Origin of the sequence: Pseudomonas sp. Fl5BN2 (assembly GCF_009908205.1) — a bacterium.
GTDB lineage: Bacteria > Pseudomonadota > Gammaproteobacteria > Pseudomonadales > Pseudomonadaceae > Aquipseudomonas.
In genome coordinates this window covers 332,447-348,525 of sequence record NZ_JAAARL010000002.1, presented here as the reverse complement: position 1 = coordinate 348,525, position 16,079 = coordinate 332,447, and the positions used below count along the sequence as shown (strand labels likewise).

17 protein-coding genes are annotated in these 16,079 nt (G+C 60.8%); all 17 read left to right on the top strand.

Features of this window, described 5'->3' with window-relative positions; all coding sequences use genetic code 11:
* Positions 1–12 precede the first annotated feature (12 nt).
* Positions 13–1,710 (top strand): fused response regulator/phosphatase, encoded by a 1,698-nt coding sequence (locus GV819_RS03960; protein WP_161753695.1) that lies wholly within the window; start codon positions 13–15, stop codon positions 1,708–1,710.
* 30 nt (positions 1,711–1,740) lie between these two features.
* A complete protein-coding gene (locus tag GV819_RS03955) occupies positions 1,741–2,085 on the top strand; it encodes an Hpt domain-containing protein (protein WP_161753693.1) in 345 nt (114 codons plus the stop codon).
* 98 nt (positions 2,086–2,183) lie between these two features.
* Entirely contained in the window at positions 2,184–3,596 is a 1,413-nt protein-coding gene (locus GV819_RS03950) for a flagellar hook-length control protein FliK (protein WP_161753691.1), read from the top strand.
* Positions 3,597–3,836: 240 nt separating this feature from the next.
* Positions 3,837–4,337, top strand: coding sequence for a flagellar basal body-associated protein FliL (gene fliL / locus GV819_RS03945; RefSeq protein WP_161753689.1), 501 nt, complete (start codon positions 3,837–3,839; stop codon positions 4,335–4,337).
* Positions 4,338–4,346: 9 nt separating this feature from the next.
* Entirely contained in the window at positions 4,347–5,315 is a 969-nt protein-coding gene (gene fliM, locus GV819_RS03940) for a flagellar motor switch protein FliM (RefSeq protein ID WP_161753687.1), read from the top strand.
* Positions 5,316–5,370: 55 nt separating this feature from the next.
* The gene (fliN, locus tag GV819_RS03935; protein ID WP_161753685.1) at positions 5,371–5,832 is read left to right on the top strand and encodes a flagellar motor switch protein FliN; all 462 of its coding nucleotides are present in this window, start codon (positions 5,371–5,373) and stop codon (positions 5,830–5,832) included.
* Entirely contained in the window at positions 5,833–6,279 is a 447-nt protein-coding gene (fliO, locus tag GV819_RS03930) for a flagellar biosynthetic protein FliO (protein ID WP_161753683.1), read from the top strand.
* On the top strand, positions 6,279–7,028 hold the full coding sequence (fliP, locus tag GV819_RS03925) for a flagellar type III secretion system pore protein FliP (RefSeq protein WP_161753681.1): 750 nt from the start codon (positions 6,279–6,281) through the stop codon (positions 7,026–7,028). The genes fliO and fliP overlap by 1 nt, the downstream gene beginning before the upstream one ends.
* Positions 7,029–7,052: 24 nt before the next feature.
* Positions 7,053–7,322, top strand: a complete 270-nt coding sequence (gene fliQ, locus GV819_RS03920; protein ID WP_011059988.1) for a flagellar biosynthesis protein FliQ — start codon at positions 7,053–7,055, stop codon at positions 7,320–7,322.
* A gap of 4 nt (positions 7,323–7,326) precedes the next feature.
* Positions 7,327–8,109, top strand: a complete 783-nt coding sequence (gene fliR, locus GV819_RS03915) for a flagellar biosynthetic protein FliR (RefSeq protein ID WP_161753679.1) — start codon at positions 7,327–7,329, stop codon at positions 8,107–8,109.
* A gap of 3 nt (positions 8,110–8,112) precedes the next feature.
* The gene (flhB, locus tag GV819_RS03910; protein WP_161753677.1) at positions 8,113–9,288 is read left to right on the top strand and encodes a flagellar biosynthesis protein FlhB; all 1,176 of its coding nucleotides are present in this window, start codon (positions 8,113–8,115) and stop codon (positions 9,286–9,288) included.
* 280 nt (positions 9,289–9,568) lie between these two features.
* A complete protein-coding gene (flhA, locus tag GV819_RS03905) occupies positions 9,569–11,698 on the top strand; it encodes a flagellar biosynthesis protein FlhA (RefSeq protein WP_161753675.1) in 2,130 nt (709 codons plus the stop codon).
* Between the two features lie 11 nt (positions 11,699–11,709).
* On the top strand, positions 11,710–13,032 hold the full coding sequence (gene flhF / locus GV819_RS03900) for a flagellar biosynthesis protein FlhF (RefSeq protein ID WP_161753673.1): 1,323 nt from the start codon (positions 11,710–11,712) through the stop codon (positions 13,030–13,032).
* A gap of 118 nt (positions 13,033–13,150) precedes the next feature.
* Entirely contained in the window at positions 13,151–13,981 is an 831-nt protein-coding gene (gene fleN / locus GV819_RS03895; RefSeq protein ID WP_011060002.1) for a flagellar synthesis regulator FleN, read from the top strand.
* A complete protein-coding gene (gene fliA, locus GV819_RS03890) occupies positions 13,978–14,718 on the top strand; it encodes an RNA polymerase sigma factor FliA (RefSeq protein WP_011060003.1) in 741 nt (246 codons plus the stop codon). Before fleN ends, fliA begins: the two co-directional genes overlap by 4 nt.
* Positions 14,719–14,884: 166 nt before the next feature.
* Complete coding sequence (locus tag GV819_RS03885; RefSeq protein ID WP_003183998.1) at positions 14,885–15,256, top strand: chemotaxis response regulator CheY; 372 nt, start codon at positions 14,885–14,887, stop codon at positions 15,254–15,256.
* Positions 15,257–15,286: 30 nt separating this feature from the next.
* Positions 15,287–16,075, top strand: a complete 789-nt coding sequence (locus tag GV819_RS03880) for a protein phosphatase CheZ (protein ID WP_161753671.1) — start codon at positions 15,287–15,289, stop codon at positions 16,073–16,075.
* The last annotated feature ends 4 nt before the right edge of the window (positions 16,076–16,079 follow it).

The following is a 16,079-nucleotide window of genomic DNA, read 5'->3' as shown; positions in this document are numbered from 1 at the left end:
GGTGCGCGCTCGATGGCCGAGCCCCTGTGTGTACTGATTGCCGAAGATGGCGCGGCGGATCGCCTGCTGCTGTCCAGTATCATCCGGCGCCAGGGGCATCAGGTGCTGGCGGCGAGCAATGGGGCGCAGGCGCTGGAACTGTTTCAGCAACAGCGTCCGCACATTGTGCTGCTGGACGCGATGATGCCGGTGATGGACGGGTTTGAGGCGGCACGGCGAATCAAGGCGCTGGCGGGCGAAGCCCTGATACCGATCATTTTCCTTACCTCCCTGAGCGAGGGCGAGGCGCTGGCTCGCTGTCTTGAGGCGGGTGGTGACGATTTCCTGGCCAAGCCCTACAACCCGGTGATCCTGGCCGCCAAGATCAATGCCATGGATCGTCTGCGGCGTCTGCAGGAAACTGTTCTGCACCAGCGTGACCAGATCACTCGCCACCACGACTATCTGCTCAATGAGCAGCGAGTGGCCAAGGCTGTATTCGACAAAATTGCCCATTCCGGCTGCCTGAATGCGCCGAATATTCGCTATTTGCAATCGCCCTACGCGCTGTTCAATGGTGATCTGTTGCTGGCGGCCTACACCCCCGCAGGGGACATGCATGTCTTGCTGGGGGACTTCACCGGCCATGGTCTGCCCGCCGCGGTCGGCGCCATGCCCCTGGCCGAGGTGTTCTACGCCATGACCGCCAAGGGTTATGGGTTGCCGGAAATCCTCCGGGAGATGAATGCCAAGCTCAAGCGCATCCTGCCGGTGGACATGTTCTGCTGCGCCACGCTGTTGTGCCTGAGTCATCAGCGGCGGGCGGTGGAGGTGTGGAATGGCGGGATGCCCGAGGGCTATTTGTACAGCCAGGTCAGTGTTGCGAGAACGCCATTGGTGGCTCGCCACTTGCCTCTCGGGGTCTTGAGTGCCGAGGCTTTCGAGGATGCTACCGAAGTGTTTCCCATGGCTTTGGGGGATCGGGTGTTCCTGCTCTCTGATGGAGTGATCGACACCTGTAACGTCGAGGATGAACTGTTTGGCGTGCAGCGGTTGCAGCAGGTGTTTGCCGCCAATCGCCAGCAAGGGCTCCTGTTCGAGGAGGTTCAGCAGGCCCTGAAGGACTTTGGGGGCAGTGCCCGGGACGATGTGAGCATGGTCGAGGTTGGGTTGCCGGAGCTCCCGAGGCTGGCGCCGCCCACCCTGGTGTATTCCGATAGCGGACAATCCTGCCCGCTGGACTGGTCGGTGAGCTTCGAGTTTCGTGCGGCGACCCTCAAGCGCTTCAATCCCTTGCCCTACCTGTTGCAGTTGCTGCTTGAGGTGCACGGCCTGAGGTCTCAGAGCGGGGCGCTTTACAGTGTGCTGGCCGAGCTTTATTCCAATGCGCTGGAGCACGGTGTGCTCAAGTTGGACTCGCGGCTCAAGCGCGATGCTGAGGGCTTCACCCGCTATTATCGCGAGCGCAGCGCCAGGCTCGCGGAGCTTCAGGAAGGTTTTGTCCGGGTCCACCTGCAGGTGCTGCCCCGGGAGGCCGGAGGGCGCCTGGTGGTTCGGGTTGAGGACAGTGGTGAGGGTTTCGACATCGCTGCAGTCCTGGCAAGGCCCAACGATGCGGGGCGTTTGTCGGGGCGCGGCGTCAGCCTGATTCGTCAAATGAGCCAGCAGGCGGTGTGGGCGGACGACGGGCGCAGTGTCTGCGTGGAGTTTTCTTGGGAGGCAATGGCATAATTAGTCTGTTCTTGATCAAGGAGTGAACAAGTGGCTGAGATTCATCTGGACCACACTGTGCTCAATGCGCTGCAGGAAGTTATGGAGGATGAGTACCCCCTCCTGCTGGACACCTTTGTCTGCGATTCCGAGGAGCGAGTGCAACTGTTGCGCAAGTCCGAAGATGCGATCCAGTTGGTGGCCACTGCTCATAGCCTCAAGGGCAGTAGCAGCAACATGGGCGCTATTCGCCTGGCTGAGCTCTGTCATCAACTGGAGTTGCGGGCTGGGCAGTCGGCCGCTACCGGAGTCCGTCAGTTGGTGGGTGAGATCGATGGCGAGTTCGCCATTGTCCGGCGTCTATGTCAGCAAGAGCTGCAGCGTTTTCACTGCTGAGAAATAACTTTTTATCCGCAGTGTGATGAAACTGGCTCAACCCTTGCATTCAAGTCTCGCAACTGTACCTATGATTCCAGTGCAGCGGAGACTGTCCCATGGCTGTTACCCCCAATTCGCTTCTTCAGGCCGCCGCTCAGGCCACTGTTCAGGCCAAGCCTCAAGCGGCCCCTGTCAGCCCTCTGGCAAACGCTGCCCAGCCTGATGACAAGGCCTCCAGCTTTGCGCAGCTCTACGCCAAAGAATCCCAGAACAAACCACAGAGCAAGCCTCTGGTCGTCGCTGACAATTCGCCCAAGCCGGGGCGTGACAAGAGTGCCGACTACAGCTCGAAGAAGGATGTCGGCAGCGATCAGTCTGCCGCGCCGCAGTCGGTGGTTGCCGATAGCGGCAAGACCTTGCCTGCCGACAAGCCCGCCAGCAGCGACAGCAAAACCTCGGGCAACGACAGCAAGGCCGCCGCCAGTGATGACAGTAAGCCGGTCGATACCGCTCAAGTCGATACGCCACCAAGCGTGCCGCCGCTGGATTCAAGCCTGGTGTCAGTAGTGCCGCCGCCGCCTGTAGTGGCGACCGAAGCGCCTCCCGCCACGCCGCTGGCGCCTCAGGTTGAAGCGGCTCCGGCGGTGGTGCCGCCGCCGGTCGCTGCTGCGGTGGTGGCGCCGGTTGCCGATCCGGCCAAGGCAGAATTCGACCCAGAGGCCGATCCATTGGATGCCATGCCAGCCGTGCGCCTGGCCATGGAGCAGGGCGGACATGTCTCGGCTTCCAGTCAGGCACAGCCCAAGGCCGCTCCGGCGAGCGCCAATAGTGACGGCCAACTGGCGTCGGTGCAGAACTTCGCCAATGGCATGGCGAGCATGCTCGAGCAGCAAACCAGCAAGAACAGTACCGAGCAGGGTGGAGAGAAGGCTTTCACGGGACTGGTTGCCGAAGGCCTGAAAGACCTCAAGGGGGCATCCAGCGACACTCGTGTGGATGATTTCGCCAATCGTCTGGCGGCCCTGACCCAGGCTGCGACACCCAAGACCGCCAACGCGACGCCGGTCAACCAGCCTCTGGCCATGCATCAGAGTGGCTGGACCGACGAGGTGGTCAACCGGGTCATGTACCTGTCCAGTAGCAACCTCAAGTCGGCGGACATCCAGTTGCAGCCAGCCGAACTGGGGCGTCTGGATATTCGTGTGCACATGATCCCCGATCAGCAGACCCAGGTGACCTTCATGAGTGCCCATGCCGGTGTTCGCGAAGCCCTGGAGGGGCAGATGCACCGCATGCGCGACATGTTCAGCCAGCAAGGCCTGGGGCAGGTCGACGTCAACGTCTCCGATCAGTCCCGTGGCTGGCAGGGCCAGGAGCAGGCTCAGCAGGGGCAAAATCGTGGCAGTGGTTCCAGTACCAGTGGTGGACGTCTGGACGGAGTCGACGACGAGCAGCCTCATGCCGTGGCTGAAGTGGCCGCTCCGGTGCAGACAGTGATCGGTTCCAGCGCCGTCGATTACTATGCCTGACTTGTAGTCGGGGGCTGGCTGTGGGGTCAGGGAGCTTGCTCCCGCTCCACTGCGCGGCGCTTGCCCCGGCCCTTCGCAATGCCGATGCCTGTGGCCTAACCTCAAGCCGTTATCCCGCAGGTTTCCTCTCGCACCACCCCCGCATTCGGTTCATCCCCCCGCTCCAGACAAATCTGGCATAACACTTGCTCTTGCCTTGCCGTGCGACTGTGAACCCCCGAATAGTGACGGATTATTGGCATGGCGAAGAGCGAAGCAGCAGAAAAACCCACCGCAGGGAAAAGCAAACTCAAGCTTATCCTCTTGATTGTCCTGGCGTTGTTTCTGGCCATCGGCCTTTCGGTCGGCGCCACCTGGTACTTCATGCACAGTGCTCAGAGCAAGCCTGCCCCGGCTGCGGAGACCGCCACTAACGTCAAGTCGGCGGCGATCTACGAGCCCATGGCCCCAGCCTTCGTGGCCAACTACACGCAGAATGGTCGTCAGCGCTACATGCAGGTGAGTATTACCCTGCTGGCGCGTAACCAGGCTGACCTGGACGCCTTGAAAGTGCACATACCGATGATCCGCAACAATCTGGTGATGCTCTTCTCCGGGCAGAATTTCGACACCCTGGCGACTCCGGTCGGTCAGGAAATGCTCCGCCAGAAGGCCACCGCCAGCGTCCAGGAAGTGGCGCAGAAAGAGGTGGGCAAAGTGGTGGTCGAGCAGTTGCTCTTTACTAACTTCGTACTGCAGTAGGAACACGACATGGCCGTGCAGGACCTGCTGTCCCAGGATGAGATCGATGCGCTGTTGCATGGCGTCGACGACGGTCTGGTACAGACCGAACACGCTGCCGAGCCCGGCAGTGTCAAAAGCTACGACCTGACCAGCCAGGATCGCATCGTCCGTGGACGCATGCCGACCCTGGAAATGATCAACGAGCGTTTCGCCCGCTATACCCGGATCAGTATGTTCAACATGCTGCGGCGTTCGGCTGACGTGGCGGTAGGCGGCGTACAGGTCATGAAGTTCGGTGAATACGTGCACTCGCTGTACGTGCCCACCAGCCTCAACCTGGTAAAGATCAAGCCGCTGCGCGGTACGGCGTTGTTCATTCTCGACGCCAAGCTGGTGTTCAAGCTGGTGGACAACTTCTTCGGCGGCGATGGCCGTCATGCGAAGATCGAAGGGCGTGAATTTACCCCGACCGAACTGCGGGTAGTGCGCATGGTGCTGGAGCAGGCGTTCGTCGATCTGAAGGAGGCCTGGCAGGCGATCATGCCGGTCAATTTCGAGTACATAAACTCGGAAGTGAACCCGGCCATGGCCAACATCGTCGGCCCCAGCGAAGCCGTTGTGGTGTCGACCTTTCACATCGAGCTCGATGGCGGCGGTGGCGACCTGCACGTAACCATGCCGTATTCGATGATCGAGCCGATCCGCGAGATGCTCGACGCCGGCTTCCAGTCCGACCTGGATGACCAGGACGAACGCTGGAGCAAGGCCCTGCGCGAGGACCTGCTGGATGTGGCAGTGCCGCTAAGCGCCACAGTGGCCCGTCGTCAGTTGCGCCTAAGAGACATCCTGCACATGCAGCCTGGCGACGTGATCCCGGTGGAACTGCCGGAAGACATGATCATGCGCGCCAATGGCGTGCCCTCGTTCAAGGTCAAGCTGGGTTCCCACAAGGGCAACCTGGCGCTGCAAGTGATCGAACCGATCGGGCGCCGTTAAGCGGCGCTCCAACCTGTTTGCTGTTCAATGAATTTTTGCCCGTCGAGGACCCATGATGGCTGACGAAATTAACTCCCAGGACGACCAGGCGCTGGCCGACGAATGGGCTGCTGCGCTGGAAGAAACCGGTGATGCCGGTCAGGCCGATATCGACGCTTTGCTGGCGGCCGATGCAGGTGCCGCGTCAGGCTCCGGGCGTTTGCAGATGGAAGAGTTCGGCAGCGTGCCGAAGAATCTCGACCCGGTCACGCTCGATGGTCCCAATCTCGATGTGATCCTCGACATCCCGGTGTCGATCTCCATGGAAGTGGGCAGCACCGATATCAACATCCGCAACCTGTTGCAGCTCAACCAGGGCTCGGTGATCGAGCTTGATCGCCTGGCCGGCGAACCGCTGGACGTGTTGGTCAACGGCACCCTGATCGCCCATGGCGAGGTGGTGGTGGTCAACGAGAAGTTCGGTATTCGCCTGACGGACGTGATCAGTCCCAGCGAACGCATCAAGAAGCTGCGCTAAGTGAACAAGCTGCTTGGCTTAGTGCTGCTCGGCTTGCCGCTGAGTGCCCTGGCTGCGGAGCCGGTGGCGACTGCCGTGACTGCCGCTGCAGTGCCTGCGGTGGGCAGTGTCAGTGGGCAGTTGACCCAGTTGGTGCTGGGCCTGCTGCTGGTGATCGGGCTGATCTTCTTCCTCGCCTGGCTGTTGCGCCGGGTGCAGCAGGCCGGGCCGGCGGGCAAGGGTCAGGTGATCGAGCTGATCGGCTCCCGAGCCCTGGGGCCACGGGATCGCCTGGTGCTGGTGCAGGTGGGCGGCGAGCAGATTCTGCTGGGTCTGACTCCGGGCACTATCACGCCGCTGCATGTACTCAAAGAGCCGGTGCAGGTGCCCAGTGCCGAGCAGGCGACGCCCGAGTTCGCCCAGCGCCTGATGGAGCTGTTGGGCAAGGACCAGAAGGATAAGAAGTAATGCCGTTGCGCATCATCTTGACGTTGGCGCTGATGTTGGTAGCGCCGCTGGCGCTGGCGGCCGACCCGTTGTCGATCCCGGCGATCACGCTTGGCACCAACGCCAGCGGCCAGCAGGAATACTCGGTCAGCCTGCAGATCCTGCTGATCATGACCGCGCTGAGCTTCATTCCGGCGTTCGTCATGCTGATGACCAGTTTCACTCGGATCATCATCGTCTTCTCGATCCTGCGTCAGGCCCTTGGCCTGCAGCAGACGCCGTCAAACCAGATCCTGACCGGCATGGCGTTGTTCCTCACCATGTTCATCATGGCGCCGGTGTTCGACCGGGTGAACCAGGATGCGCTGCAGCCTTACCTGGCGGAAAAGCTCACGGCCCAGGATGCAGTGGCCAAGGCCCAGGTGCCGATCAAGGATTTCATGCTGGCGCAAACCCGCAGCAGTGACCTGGAGCTGTTCATGCGCCTGTCCAAGCGCACCGATATTGCCAGCCCCGACCAGGCGCCGCTGACCATCCTGGTGCCGGCCTTCGTCACCTCGGAGCTGAAGACGGCGTTCCAGATCGGCTTCATGATCTTTATCCCGTTCCTGATTATCGACCTGGTAGTGGCCAGTGTGTTGATGGCCATGGGCATGATGATGTTGTCACCGCTGATCATCTCCCTGCCGTTCAAGATCATGCTGTTCGTCCTGGTGGATGGCTGGGCATTGATCATTGGCACCTTGGCGGGCAGTTTCGGTGGTGTTTAAAACCTTGTTTGCGGGTGCTCGACAATGACTCCAGAAGTCGCGGTAGACCTGTTTCGCGAAGCCCTCTGGCTGACCACCATGATGGTGGCGGTGCTGGTGGTGCCCAGCCTGCTGGTGGGCTTGATGGTGGCCATGTTCCAGGCGGCCACCCAGATCAACGAACAGACCCTGAGCTTCCTGCCGCGCCTCCTGGTGATGCTGGTGACCCTGATTGTCGCCGGTCCCTGGCTGGTGCAAACCTTCATGGAATACATCCGTCAGTTGTACGGCAGTATTCCGCAGTTGATTGGCTGAGCCGATGTCTTTGCTGGCGCTGACCGACACGCAGATCAGTACCTGGGTGGCGAGCTTCATGTTGCCGCTGTTCCGGGTGACTTCGCTGCTGATGGTGATGCCGATCTTCGGCACGACCCTGGTACCTCGACGGGTGCGCCTGTATTTCGCCCTGGCAATCACGGTGGTGATAGCCCCGGGACTGCCGCCCATGCCCGCGGTGCATGCCCTGGATCTCAGTGGCTTGCTGCTGGTTGCCGAGCAGATTCTGATTGGTGCGGTGCTGGGCTTTTCCCTGCAGCTGTTCTTCCAGTCCTTTGTCGTCGCCGGGCAGATCGTGGCGATCCAGATGGGCATGGGGTTCGCCTCCATGGTCGATCCTACCAATGGCGTGTCGGTGGCGGTCATCGGACAGTTCTTCACCATGTTGGTGAGCCTGCTGTTCCTGGCCATGAACGGTCACCTGGTGGTGTTCGAGGTGCTCACTGAAAGCTTCACCACGCTGCCGGTGGGTGGCGGGTTGATGGTTAATCACTACTGGGAGTTGGCCGGTAAACTTGGCTGGGTCCTGGGGGCAGCGCTGCTGCTGGTGTTGCCGGCGATCACAGCCTTGCTGGTGGTCAACATCGCCTTTGGCGTGATGACGCGCGCGGCGCCGCAGTTGAACATTTTCTCCATTGGTTTCCCCCTGACCCTGGTGCTTGGCATGGGCATTGTCTGGATCAGCCTGGCCGACATCCTCAATCAGTATCAGCCGCTGGCCTCCGAAGCCCTGCAGTTCTTGCGCGAACTGGCACAGGCGCGCTGAGCCATGGCAGAGAGCGAGAGCGGTCAGGACAAGACAGAAGACCCCACGGAGAAGCGCAAGAAGGACTCCCGGGAAAAGGGCGAGATCGCCCGCTCCAAGGAGCTCAATACCCTGGCGATCATGCTTGCCGGGGCAGGTGCGCTGCTGATCTATGGCGGCGGCCTGGCCCTGGACCTGCTGGAGATCATGCGCCTGAATTTCTCCCTGCCCCGTGAGGTGCTGCTCAGTCCCGGGGCCATGGGGCTGTACCTGCTGCACTCGGGCAAGATCGCCATCCTGGCGGTGCAGCCGGTGCTGCTGACCCTGTTGCTGGCGGCCGTCATCGGCCCGATTTCCCTGGGGGGCTGGTTGTTTGCCGGCAAGAGCCTGGCGCCCAAGTTCAGTCGGATGAATCCGGCCAATGGCCTCAAGCGGATGTTCTCTGCCACGGCGCTGATCGAGTTGCTCAAGGCACTGGCCAAGTTCGGCCTGGTGCTGTTCGTGGCGCTGTCGGTGCTGTCTTCTGATATCGATGATCTGCTGCGGATCGCCCACGAGCCCCTTGAACTGGCCATCATCCACAGCGTGCAGGTGGTGGGTTGGAGTACGTTGTGGATGGCCTGCGGGTTGATCCTGATTGCTGCAGTGGATGTGCCGGTGCAGTTGTATCAGTCCCACAAGAAGCTGTTGATGACCAAGCAGGAAGTGCGCGACGAGCACAAGGATCAGGAGGGGCGTCCGGAGGTCAAGCAGCGGATTCGTCAGTTGCAGCGCGAGATGTCCCAGCGGCGGATGATGGCGGCGATCCCGGATGCCGACGTGGTCATCACCAACCCGACGCACTTCGCCGTGGCCCTCAAGTACGACTCGGAGAAAGGCGGGGCGCCGGTGCTGCTGGCCAAGGGCAGCGACTTCCTGGCGCTGCAGATTCGTGAAATTGCCGTGGCCCATGAAGTGATGTTGCTGGAGTCGGCGGCCCTGGCGCGTTCGATCTACTACTCCACCGAGCTTGAGGAAGAGATTCCGGCCGGGCTCTATCTGGCGGTGGCTCAGGTCCTGGCCTACGTCTACCAGATCCGCCAGCATCGCGCGGGCAAGGGCAAGCGTCCGGACCCGCTCAAGGACCTGCCGATCCCGGCGGACCTGCGGCGCGACACCTCCGGCAAGCAGTCTTCTGGTGGCCCCATCGATCCGCTGTAGTCGCGGCCTGTAGGGGCTGGCTTGCCAGCGAATGCCTCCGATTTTTGTCAGAAAAATGGCTAATTGCCACTATCTCGCCTTGTCTAACCCGATCTGTAGAAGCCGGCCGTGCGGGGTTCGCTTGCAGGTAAGGGCGCCCCCGTGATCGTGTTCGCCGGCAAGCCGATTCCTGTGGGGCGGGGGGATTGCGCTGCTGCGGCAAAGTTGGAAGGCTTCTTGCAGTAGCCGCCCCATGCCGCTTCAGGCGTCAAAAGTTTGCTTTACGGAACGGGGTAAATCGGTGGATCGCTCTCAGTTAATCAACACAGCTCGCAGTAGCCTGGCCGGCCTCGGTCAGGGCAACCTGGGTGTGCCGGTGCTGCTGTTGGTCATGCTGGCCATGATGATGCTGCCAGTGCCACCGTTCCTGCTGGACGTATTCTTCACCTTCAACATTGCCCTGTCGATCGTGGTCCTGCTGGTCTGCGTGTATGCCCTGCGACCGTTGGACTTCGCCGTATTCCCGACCATCCTGCTGGTGGCTACACTGCTGCGGCTGGCGCTCAACGTGGCCTCGACCCGGGTGGTAATGCTTCACGGCCAGGACGGTCACGCCGCCGCGGGCAAGGTGATCCAGGCCTTCGGTGAAGTGGTGATCGGCGGTAACTACGTGGTTGGTATCGTGGTCTTCGCGATCCTCATGATCATCAACTTCGTGGTGGTGACCAAGGGTGCCGGACGTATCTCCGAGGTGAGTGCGCGTTTCACCCTGGACGCCATGCCCGGCAAGCAGATGGCCATCGACGCCGACTTGAACGCCGGCCTGATCGACCAGAACCAGGCCAAGCTGCGTCGCCTGGAAGTGGCCCAGGAAGCCGAGTTTTACGGTTCCATGGACGGTGCCAGCAAGTTCGTCCGCGGTGACGCCATCGCCGGCCTGTTGATTCTGTTCATCAACCTGATCGGCGGCATGGCCGTCGGTATCTTCCAGCACAACATGTCGTTCGGCGATGCCGGCCGGGTCTATGCCCTGTTGACCATCGGTGACGGTTTGGTGGCGCAACTGCCATCGCTGCTGCTCTCCACCGCGGCGGCCATCATGGTTACTCGGGCTTCGGGCTCCGAGGACATGGGCAAGCAGATCAACCGGCAGATGTTCGCCTCGCCCCGGGCCCTGGCGGTCTCTGCGGGCCTGATGGCGGTCATGGGCATTGTGCCGGGCATGCCGCATTTCTCCTTCCTCAGCCTGGCGGCGGTAGCCGGCGGCGCGGCCTACCTGTTGTGGAGAAAGCAAAACGCGGTCAAGGTCCAGGCCCTGGAAGAAGTCCAGCGCCAGCAGGACCTGCTGCCATCCCCGGCTCGTGCCATGGAAACCAAGGAGCTGGGTTGGGACGATGTGACCCCGATCGACATGATCGGCCTGGAAGTCGGTTACCGCCTGATTCCCCTGGTGGACCGCAACCAGGGTGGGCAGTTGCTGGCGCGGATCAAGGGGGTGCGCAAGAAGCTCTCCCAGGACCTGGGCTTCCTCATGCCCACGGTGCATATCCGTGACAACCTGGATCTGGCCCCCAGCGCCTATCGCCTGACCCTGATGGGAGTGATCCTGGCAGAGGCGGAAATTTATCCGGATCGCGAGCTGGCGATCAACCCGGGGCAGGTCTACGGCACACTCAACGGTATCTCCGCCCGGGACCCGGCCTTTGGCCTGGAAGCAGTGTGGATCGAGATCAGCCAGCGTCCCCAGGCGCAGTCCCTGGGTTACACCGTGGTGGACGCCAGCACGGTGGTCGCGACTCACCTGAACCAGATTCTGTACAAGCACTCCAGTGAACTGATCGGTCATGAAGAGGTGCAGCAACTGATGCAGTTGCTGGCCAAGAGCTCGCCGAAGCTGGCCGAGGAGTTGGTACCGGGCGTGCTGTCGCTGTCACAGTTGCTCAAGGTATTGCAGGCGCTTTTGGCCGAGCAGGTACCAGTACGCGATATTCGCAGCATTGCCGAGGCCATCGCCAACAATGCCGCCAAGAGTCAAGATACTGCCGCTTTGGTTGCTGCGGTACGCGTCGGATTGTCTCGCGCCATCGTCCAAAGCATTGTAGGCACTGAGTCTGAGCTGCCTGTGATCACCTTGGAGCCAAGGTTGGAACAAATTTTGCTCAGCAGTCTGCAGAAGGCAGGACAAGGCCAGGAAGAAGGCGTTCTGCTGGAGCCAAGCATGGCTGAGAAACTGCAGCGCTCGCTGATCGAAGCGGCGCAGCGTCAAGAGATGCAAGGTCAACCGGTGATTCTGTTGGTGGCGGGTCCGGTCCGCGCCATGCTCTCGCGGTTCGGCCGTCTCGCCGTCCCGGGTTTGCATGTGCTGGCGTACCAGGAAATTCCTGACAACAAGCAAGTGACCATCGTTGCGACAGTAGGGCCCAACGGCTGAGGTAGTGGGTTATGCAAGTTAAGCGTTTTTTTGCCGCCGATATGCGTCAGGCCATGAAGCTGGTTCGTGATGAGCTGGGCGCTGAAGCCGCCATCATCGGCAATCGGCGGATTGCCGGGGGCGTCGAGTTGACGGCTGCGCTGGATTACAAGTTGTCGGCGTTGTCGCCCCGGGTCCCGAACATGGAACTTGAGGATGAACTGCGCAAGACCCAGTCGCGGATCGTCACCGCCCAGGCCGAATTGAGCCTGCGGGGCGAGGGCGACAGTACCGCGATCACCAATCGCCAGCTGTTCGCCGGCCTGCCGCTGACAGCTGCCGAGCCGCTGATCGAGCCGACCCTGACCGAGCGCCCGCGCCCGGCACCGGCCCCTGCGGCACCGGTTGCCGATAACCGGGCCCTGGATTCGATGCGCTTCGAACTCAATGGCCTGCGCGAGCTGCTGGAAGTGCAGCTGGGCTCCCTGGCCTGGAGTCAGCTGCAAGGCAGTCGTCCGGAGCAGGCCAATCTTTGGCGCCGCCTGCAGCGTATCGGCTTGTCCGGTCCACTGGCCCGCGACCTGTTGGCGTTGACTGTGGAAATCGACGAGCCCCGGCAGGCCTGGCGCATGCTTCTGGCGCACCTGGCGCGGATGATCCTGACCCCGGAAATCGAGCCGCTGGAAGAGGGTGGCGTGATCGCCATGGTCGGTCCTGCCGGCATGGGCAAGACCACGACCCTGGCCAAGCTGGCGGCGCGCTACGTGCTCAAGTACGGCGCGCAGAACATCGCGCTGGTAAGCATGGACAGTTACCGTATCGGCGCTCAGGAGCAGCTCAAGACCCTGGGCCGGATCCTCAATGTCTCGGTGACCCATGTCGACCCTGGCCAATCCCTGGCCCAGGCCCTGGATCCGCTGCTGCGCAAGCGCGTGGTACTGATCGACACCGCCGGTCTGCAGGCCAGCGATCCGGCGTTACGCATGCAGCTGGAAAGCTTGGCTGGTCGCGGGATCAGGGCGAAGAATTATCTGGTGCTGGCAACCACCAGCCAGAAACAGGTGTTGACCGCCGCCTACCACAGCTACAAGCGTTGCGGCCTGGCCGGTTGCATCCTGACTAAACTGGATGAAACAGCCAGTCTTGGCGAGGTCTTGAGCCTGGCCATCAGTCATGAACTGCCGGTTGCCTATCTGACCGATGGGCCGCGGATTCCTGACGACTTGCACCTGCCACGCCGACACCAACTGGTGAGTCGCGCAGTGAGTGTGCAGATGCAGGAAGAACCCAGCGAAGAAGCCATGGCCGACATGTTCGCTGACCTTTACCACAGCTCGACCAAGCGGGTTGGCTGAGGTAAGCATGAATAGATTGCACTGTATCTACATCGATGGTCTGCCATGCATTGTTCCAATGGTGAACGCGCAGCCAGTTATGTGGCCCCGTCTAAGTAAGACAAGGTAAAGAAAGAACATGGGCAGCATGCATCCCGTACAGGTGATTGCGGTGACCGGCGGCAAAGGTGGCGTCGGCAAGACTAACGTGTCAGTAAACTTGTCCCTGGCTCTGGCTGAGCTGGGTCGGCGGGTGTTGCTGCTGGACGCCGACCTGGGTCTGGCCAACGTCGATGTCCTGCTGGGGCTGACTCCCAAACACACCCTCGCCGATGTCATCGAGGGTCGCTGCGAGCTGCGCGATGTGCTGCTCCAGGGGCCTGGCGGCATCCGCATTGTCCCGGCCGCCTCGGGTACCCAGAGCATGGTGCACCTGAGCCCCGCCCAGCACGCGGGCCTGATCCAGGCCTTCAGTGACATTGGCGACAATCTCGATGTGCTGGTGATTGACACCGCTGCGGGTATTGGTGACTCGGTAGTCAGTTTTGTTCGCGCGGCCCAGGAAGTATTGCTGGTGGTCTGTGACGAGCCGACCTCGATCACCGATGCCTATGCGCTGATCAAGCTGCTCAATCGCGACTACGGCATGAATCGTTTCCGGGTCCTGGCCAACATGGCACAGAGCCCTCAAGAAGGGCGCAACTTGTTTGCAAAATTGACCAAGGTCACGGATCGCTTCCTGGACGTGGCTTTACAATACGTCGGCGCAGTTCCCTACGACGAAAGCGTACGCAAGGCCGTGCAAAAGCAGCGTGCGGTCTATGAAGCCTTTCCTCGTTCGAAGTGTGCATTGGCGTTCAAGGCCATCGCGCAAAAAGTCGATACCTGGCCGTTGCCGGCGAACCCTCGCGGGCATCTGGAATTTTTTGTCGAGCGGCTAGTGCATCAAACAGCGGGACCGGTGCTATGACTGCCAGTGGCTACAACCTTTACAAGAAGTCGGCGCGTGATAGCCAGTACGAATTGATCGAGCGCTATGCGCCTCTGGTCAAGCGTATCGCCTATCACCTGCTGGCGCGGTTGCCGGCCAGTGTTCAGGTGGAAGACCTGATTCAGGCCGGGATGATCGGTTTGCTCGAAGTGTCGACCAAATACGATGCGAGCAAGGGCGCGAGCTTTGAAACCTACGCCGGTATCCGGATTCGTGGGGCGATGCTCGATGAGGTCCGTAAAGGCGACTGGGCACCCCGTTCGGTGCACCGTAATACGCGCATGGTCAGTGATGCAATTCGCGCAATTGAAGCTAAAACCGGTCGTGACGCTAAAGATCACGAAGTTGCGGCCGAACTTCAATTGAGTCTCGACGATTATTACGGGATTTTGAACGACACCTTGGGCAGTCGCCTGTTCAGTTTCGACGATCTGTTGCAGGACGGCGAGCATGAAGGGCTGCACGAGGATGGCGCCAGTGCTCATCTCGAGCCGTCACGAGACCTGGAGGATGAACGCTTCCAGGCCGCGTTGGCGGATGCGATTGCCAATTTGCCGGAGCGCGAGCGACTGGTGTTGGCGCTGTACTACGACGAAGAGCTGAACCTCAAGGAAATCGGTGAGGTCCTGGGGGTCAGCGAATCGCGGGTCAGCCAGTTACACAGCCAGTGCGCAGCCCGCTTGCGGGGGCGTTTGGGGGAGTGGCGAGCGCGCTGACAGGCAGTGTGGGGACACTGCGATCAAGACCGGTGGGGCCAGGCGCAGCACCGGTTTTGCAGTATGTGCTTCATGCAGTCGTTGTGTGTTATGCCGAATTGATTGAATGGCGCGTTCAGGTGCTGGACGCGTTTAAGACTGCTTGGAGGTCGAATTGGACAAGAACATGAAAATCCTCATCGTTGATGACTTTTCAACGATGCGGCGGATCATAAAAAACCTGTTGCGTGATCTGGGTTTCACCAACACGGTCGAGGCCGACGATGGCACCACCGCCATTCCGGTACTCAACAGCGGAAGCATCGACTTTCTGGTAACGGACTGGAACATGCCCGGCATGACCGGTATCGACCTGCTGCGCCACGTGCGTGCCGATGAAAAGCTCAAGCACCTGCCGGTGTTGATGGTAACTGCCGAAGCCAAGCGCGAGCAGATCATCGAAGCTGCCCAGGCCGGGGTGAACGGCTATGTGGTCAAACCATTCACGGCCCAGGCGTTGAAAGAGAAGATCGAAAAGATCTTCGAGCGCATCGGTTGATGTGCGTAGCCATTCCGCCACGGGGGAGCTATGGAGCATAACGAATCTTCACTGGACGACTTTGAGTCGACCCTGAAAAAGCACGCCCTGGAACTGGTCGAGAGCCTTGAAAAGGGCAGATTCGGCGACGCAGTGCAATTGATCCATGAGCTTAATCAGACCCGTGACCGTGGCCTGTACCAGGAAGTGGGCAAGCTCACCCGCGAGCTGCATAGCGCGATCGTCAATTTTCAGATTGACCCGCACATGCCGCAAGCCGAGGAAGTTTCACAGATCACGGATGCCACCGAGCGCCTGTCCTATGTGGTTCGGCTGACGGAAGCCGCTGCCAACCGCACTATGGACCTGGTAGAGAGCAGCACCCCGCTGGTCAACGGCCTGAGCACTGAAGCACAGGCCTTGAGCGCGGACTGGGGACGCTTCATGCGGCGCGAGGTCGGGGCTGAAGAGTTCCGTGAGCTGGCGCGTCGGGTCGACGCTTTTCTGACTCGCAGCGAGCAGGAAAATCGCACCGTCTCGGGCCACCTCAACGACATTCTGTTGGCGCAGGATTACCAGGACCTGACCGGCCAGGTAATCAAGCGTGTGACCCAGTTGGTCACGGAAGTCGAAAGTAATCTGCTCAAACTGGTGTTGATGGCCAGCCAGGTCGATCGTTTTGCCGGTATCGAACATGACCGCGAATCGATCCTCGCTGAAAAAGATCCGCAAAAACATCTCGCCAAGGGTGAAGGTCCACAGATTCATGCCGATAAACGGGAAGACGTTATGTCCGGTCAGGACGATGTAGACGATTTGCTTTCCAGCCTTGGATTCTAGGAGC

What these genes read in the sequence shown, in the direction of transcription:
- GV819_RS03960 (WP_161753695.1), top strand. Translation starts at nt 13, where the DNA reads ATGGCCGAGCCCCTGTGTGTACTGATTGCCGAAGATGGCGCGGCGGAT.
- GV819_RS03950 (WP_161753691.1), top strand. Translation starts at nt 2,184, where the DNA reads ATGGCTGTTACCCCCAATTCGCTTCTTCAGGCCGCCGCTCAGGCCACT.
- fliL (WP_161753689.1), top strand. Translation starts at nt 3,837, where the DNA reads ATGGCGAAGAGCGAAGCAGCAGAAAAACCCACCGCAGGGAAAAGCAAA.
- fliM (WP_161753687.1), top strand. Translation starts at nt 4,347, where the DNA reads ATGGCCGTGCAGGACCTGCTGTCCCAGGATGAGATCGATGCGCTGTTG.
- fliN (WP_161753685.1), top strand. Translation starts at nt 5,371, where the DNA reads ATGGCTGACGAAATTAACTCCCAGGACGACCAGGCGCTGGCCGACGAA.
- fliP (WP_161753681.1), top strand. Translation starts at nt 6,279, where the DNA reads ATGCCGTTGCGCATCATCTTGACGTTGGCGCTGATGTTGGTAGCGCCG.
- fliQ (WP_011059988.1), top strand. Translation starts at nt 7,053, where the DNA reads ATGACTCCAGAAGTCGCGGTAGACCTGTTTCGCGAAGCCCTCTGGCTG.
- fliR (WP_161753679.1), top strand. Translation starts at nt 7,327, where the DNA reads ATGTCTTTGCTGGCGCTGACCGACACGCAGATCAGTACCTGGGTGGCG.
- flhB (WP_161753677.1), top strand. Translation starts at nt 8,113, where the DNA reads ATGGCAGAGAGCGAGAGCGGTCAGGACAAGACAGAAGACCCCACGGAG.
- flhF (WP_161753673.1), top strand. Translation starts at nt 11,710, where the DNA reads ATGCAAGTTAAGCGTTTTTTTGCCGCCGATATGCGTCAGGCCATGAAG.
- fleN (WP_011060002.1), top strand. Translation starts at nt 13,151, where the DNA reads ATGGGCAGCATGCATCCCGTACAGGTGATTGCGGTGACCGGCGGCAAA.
- fliA (WP_011060003.1), top strand. Translation starts at nt 13,978, where the DNA reads ATGACTGCCAGTGGCTACAACCTTTACAAGAAGTCGGCGCGTGATAGC.
- GV819_RS03885 (WP_003183998.1), top strand. Translation starts at nt 14,885, where the DNA reads ATGAAAATCCTCATCGTTGATGACTTTTCAACGATGCGGCGGATCATA.
- GV819_RS03880 (WP_161753671.1), top strand. Translation starts at nt 15,287, where the DNA reads ATGGAGCATAACGAATCTTCACTGGACGACTTTGAGTCGACCCTGAAA.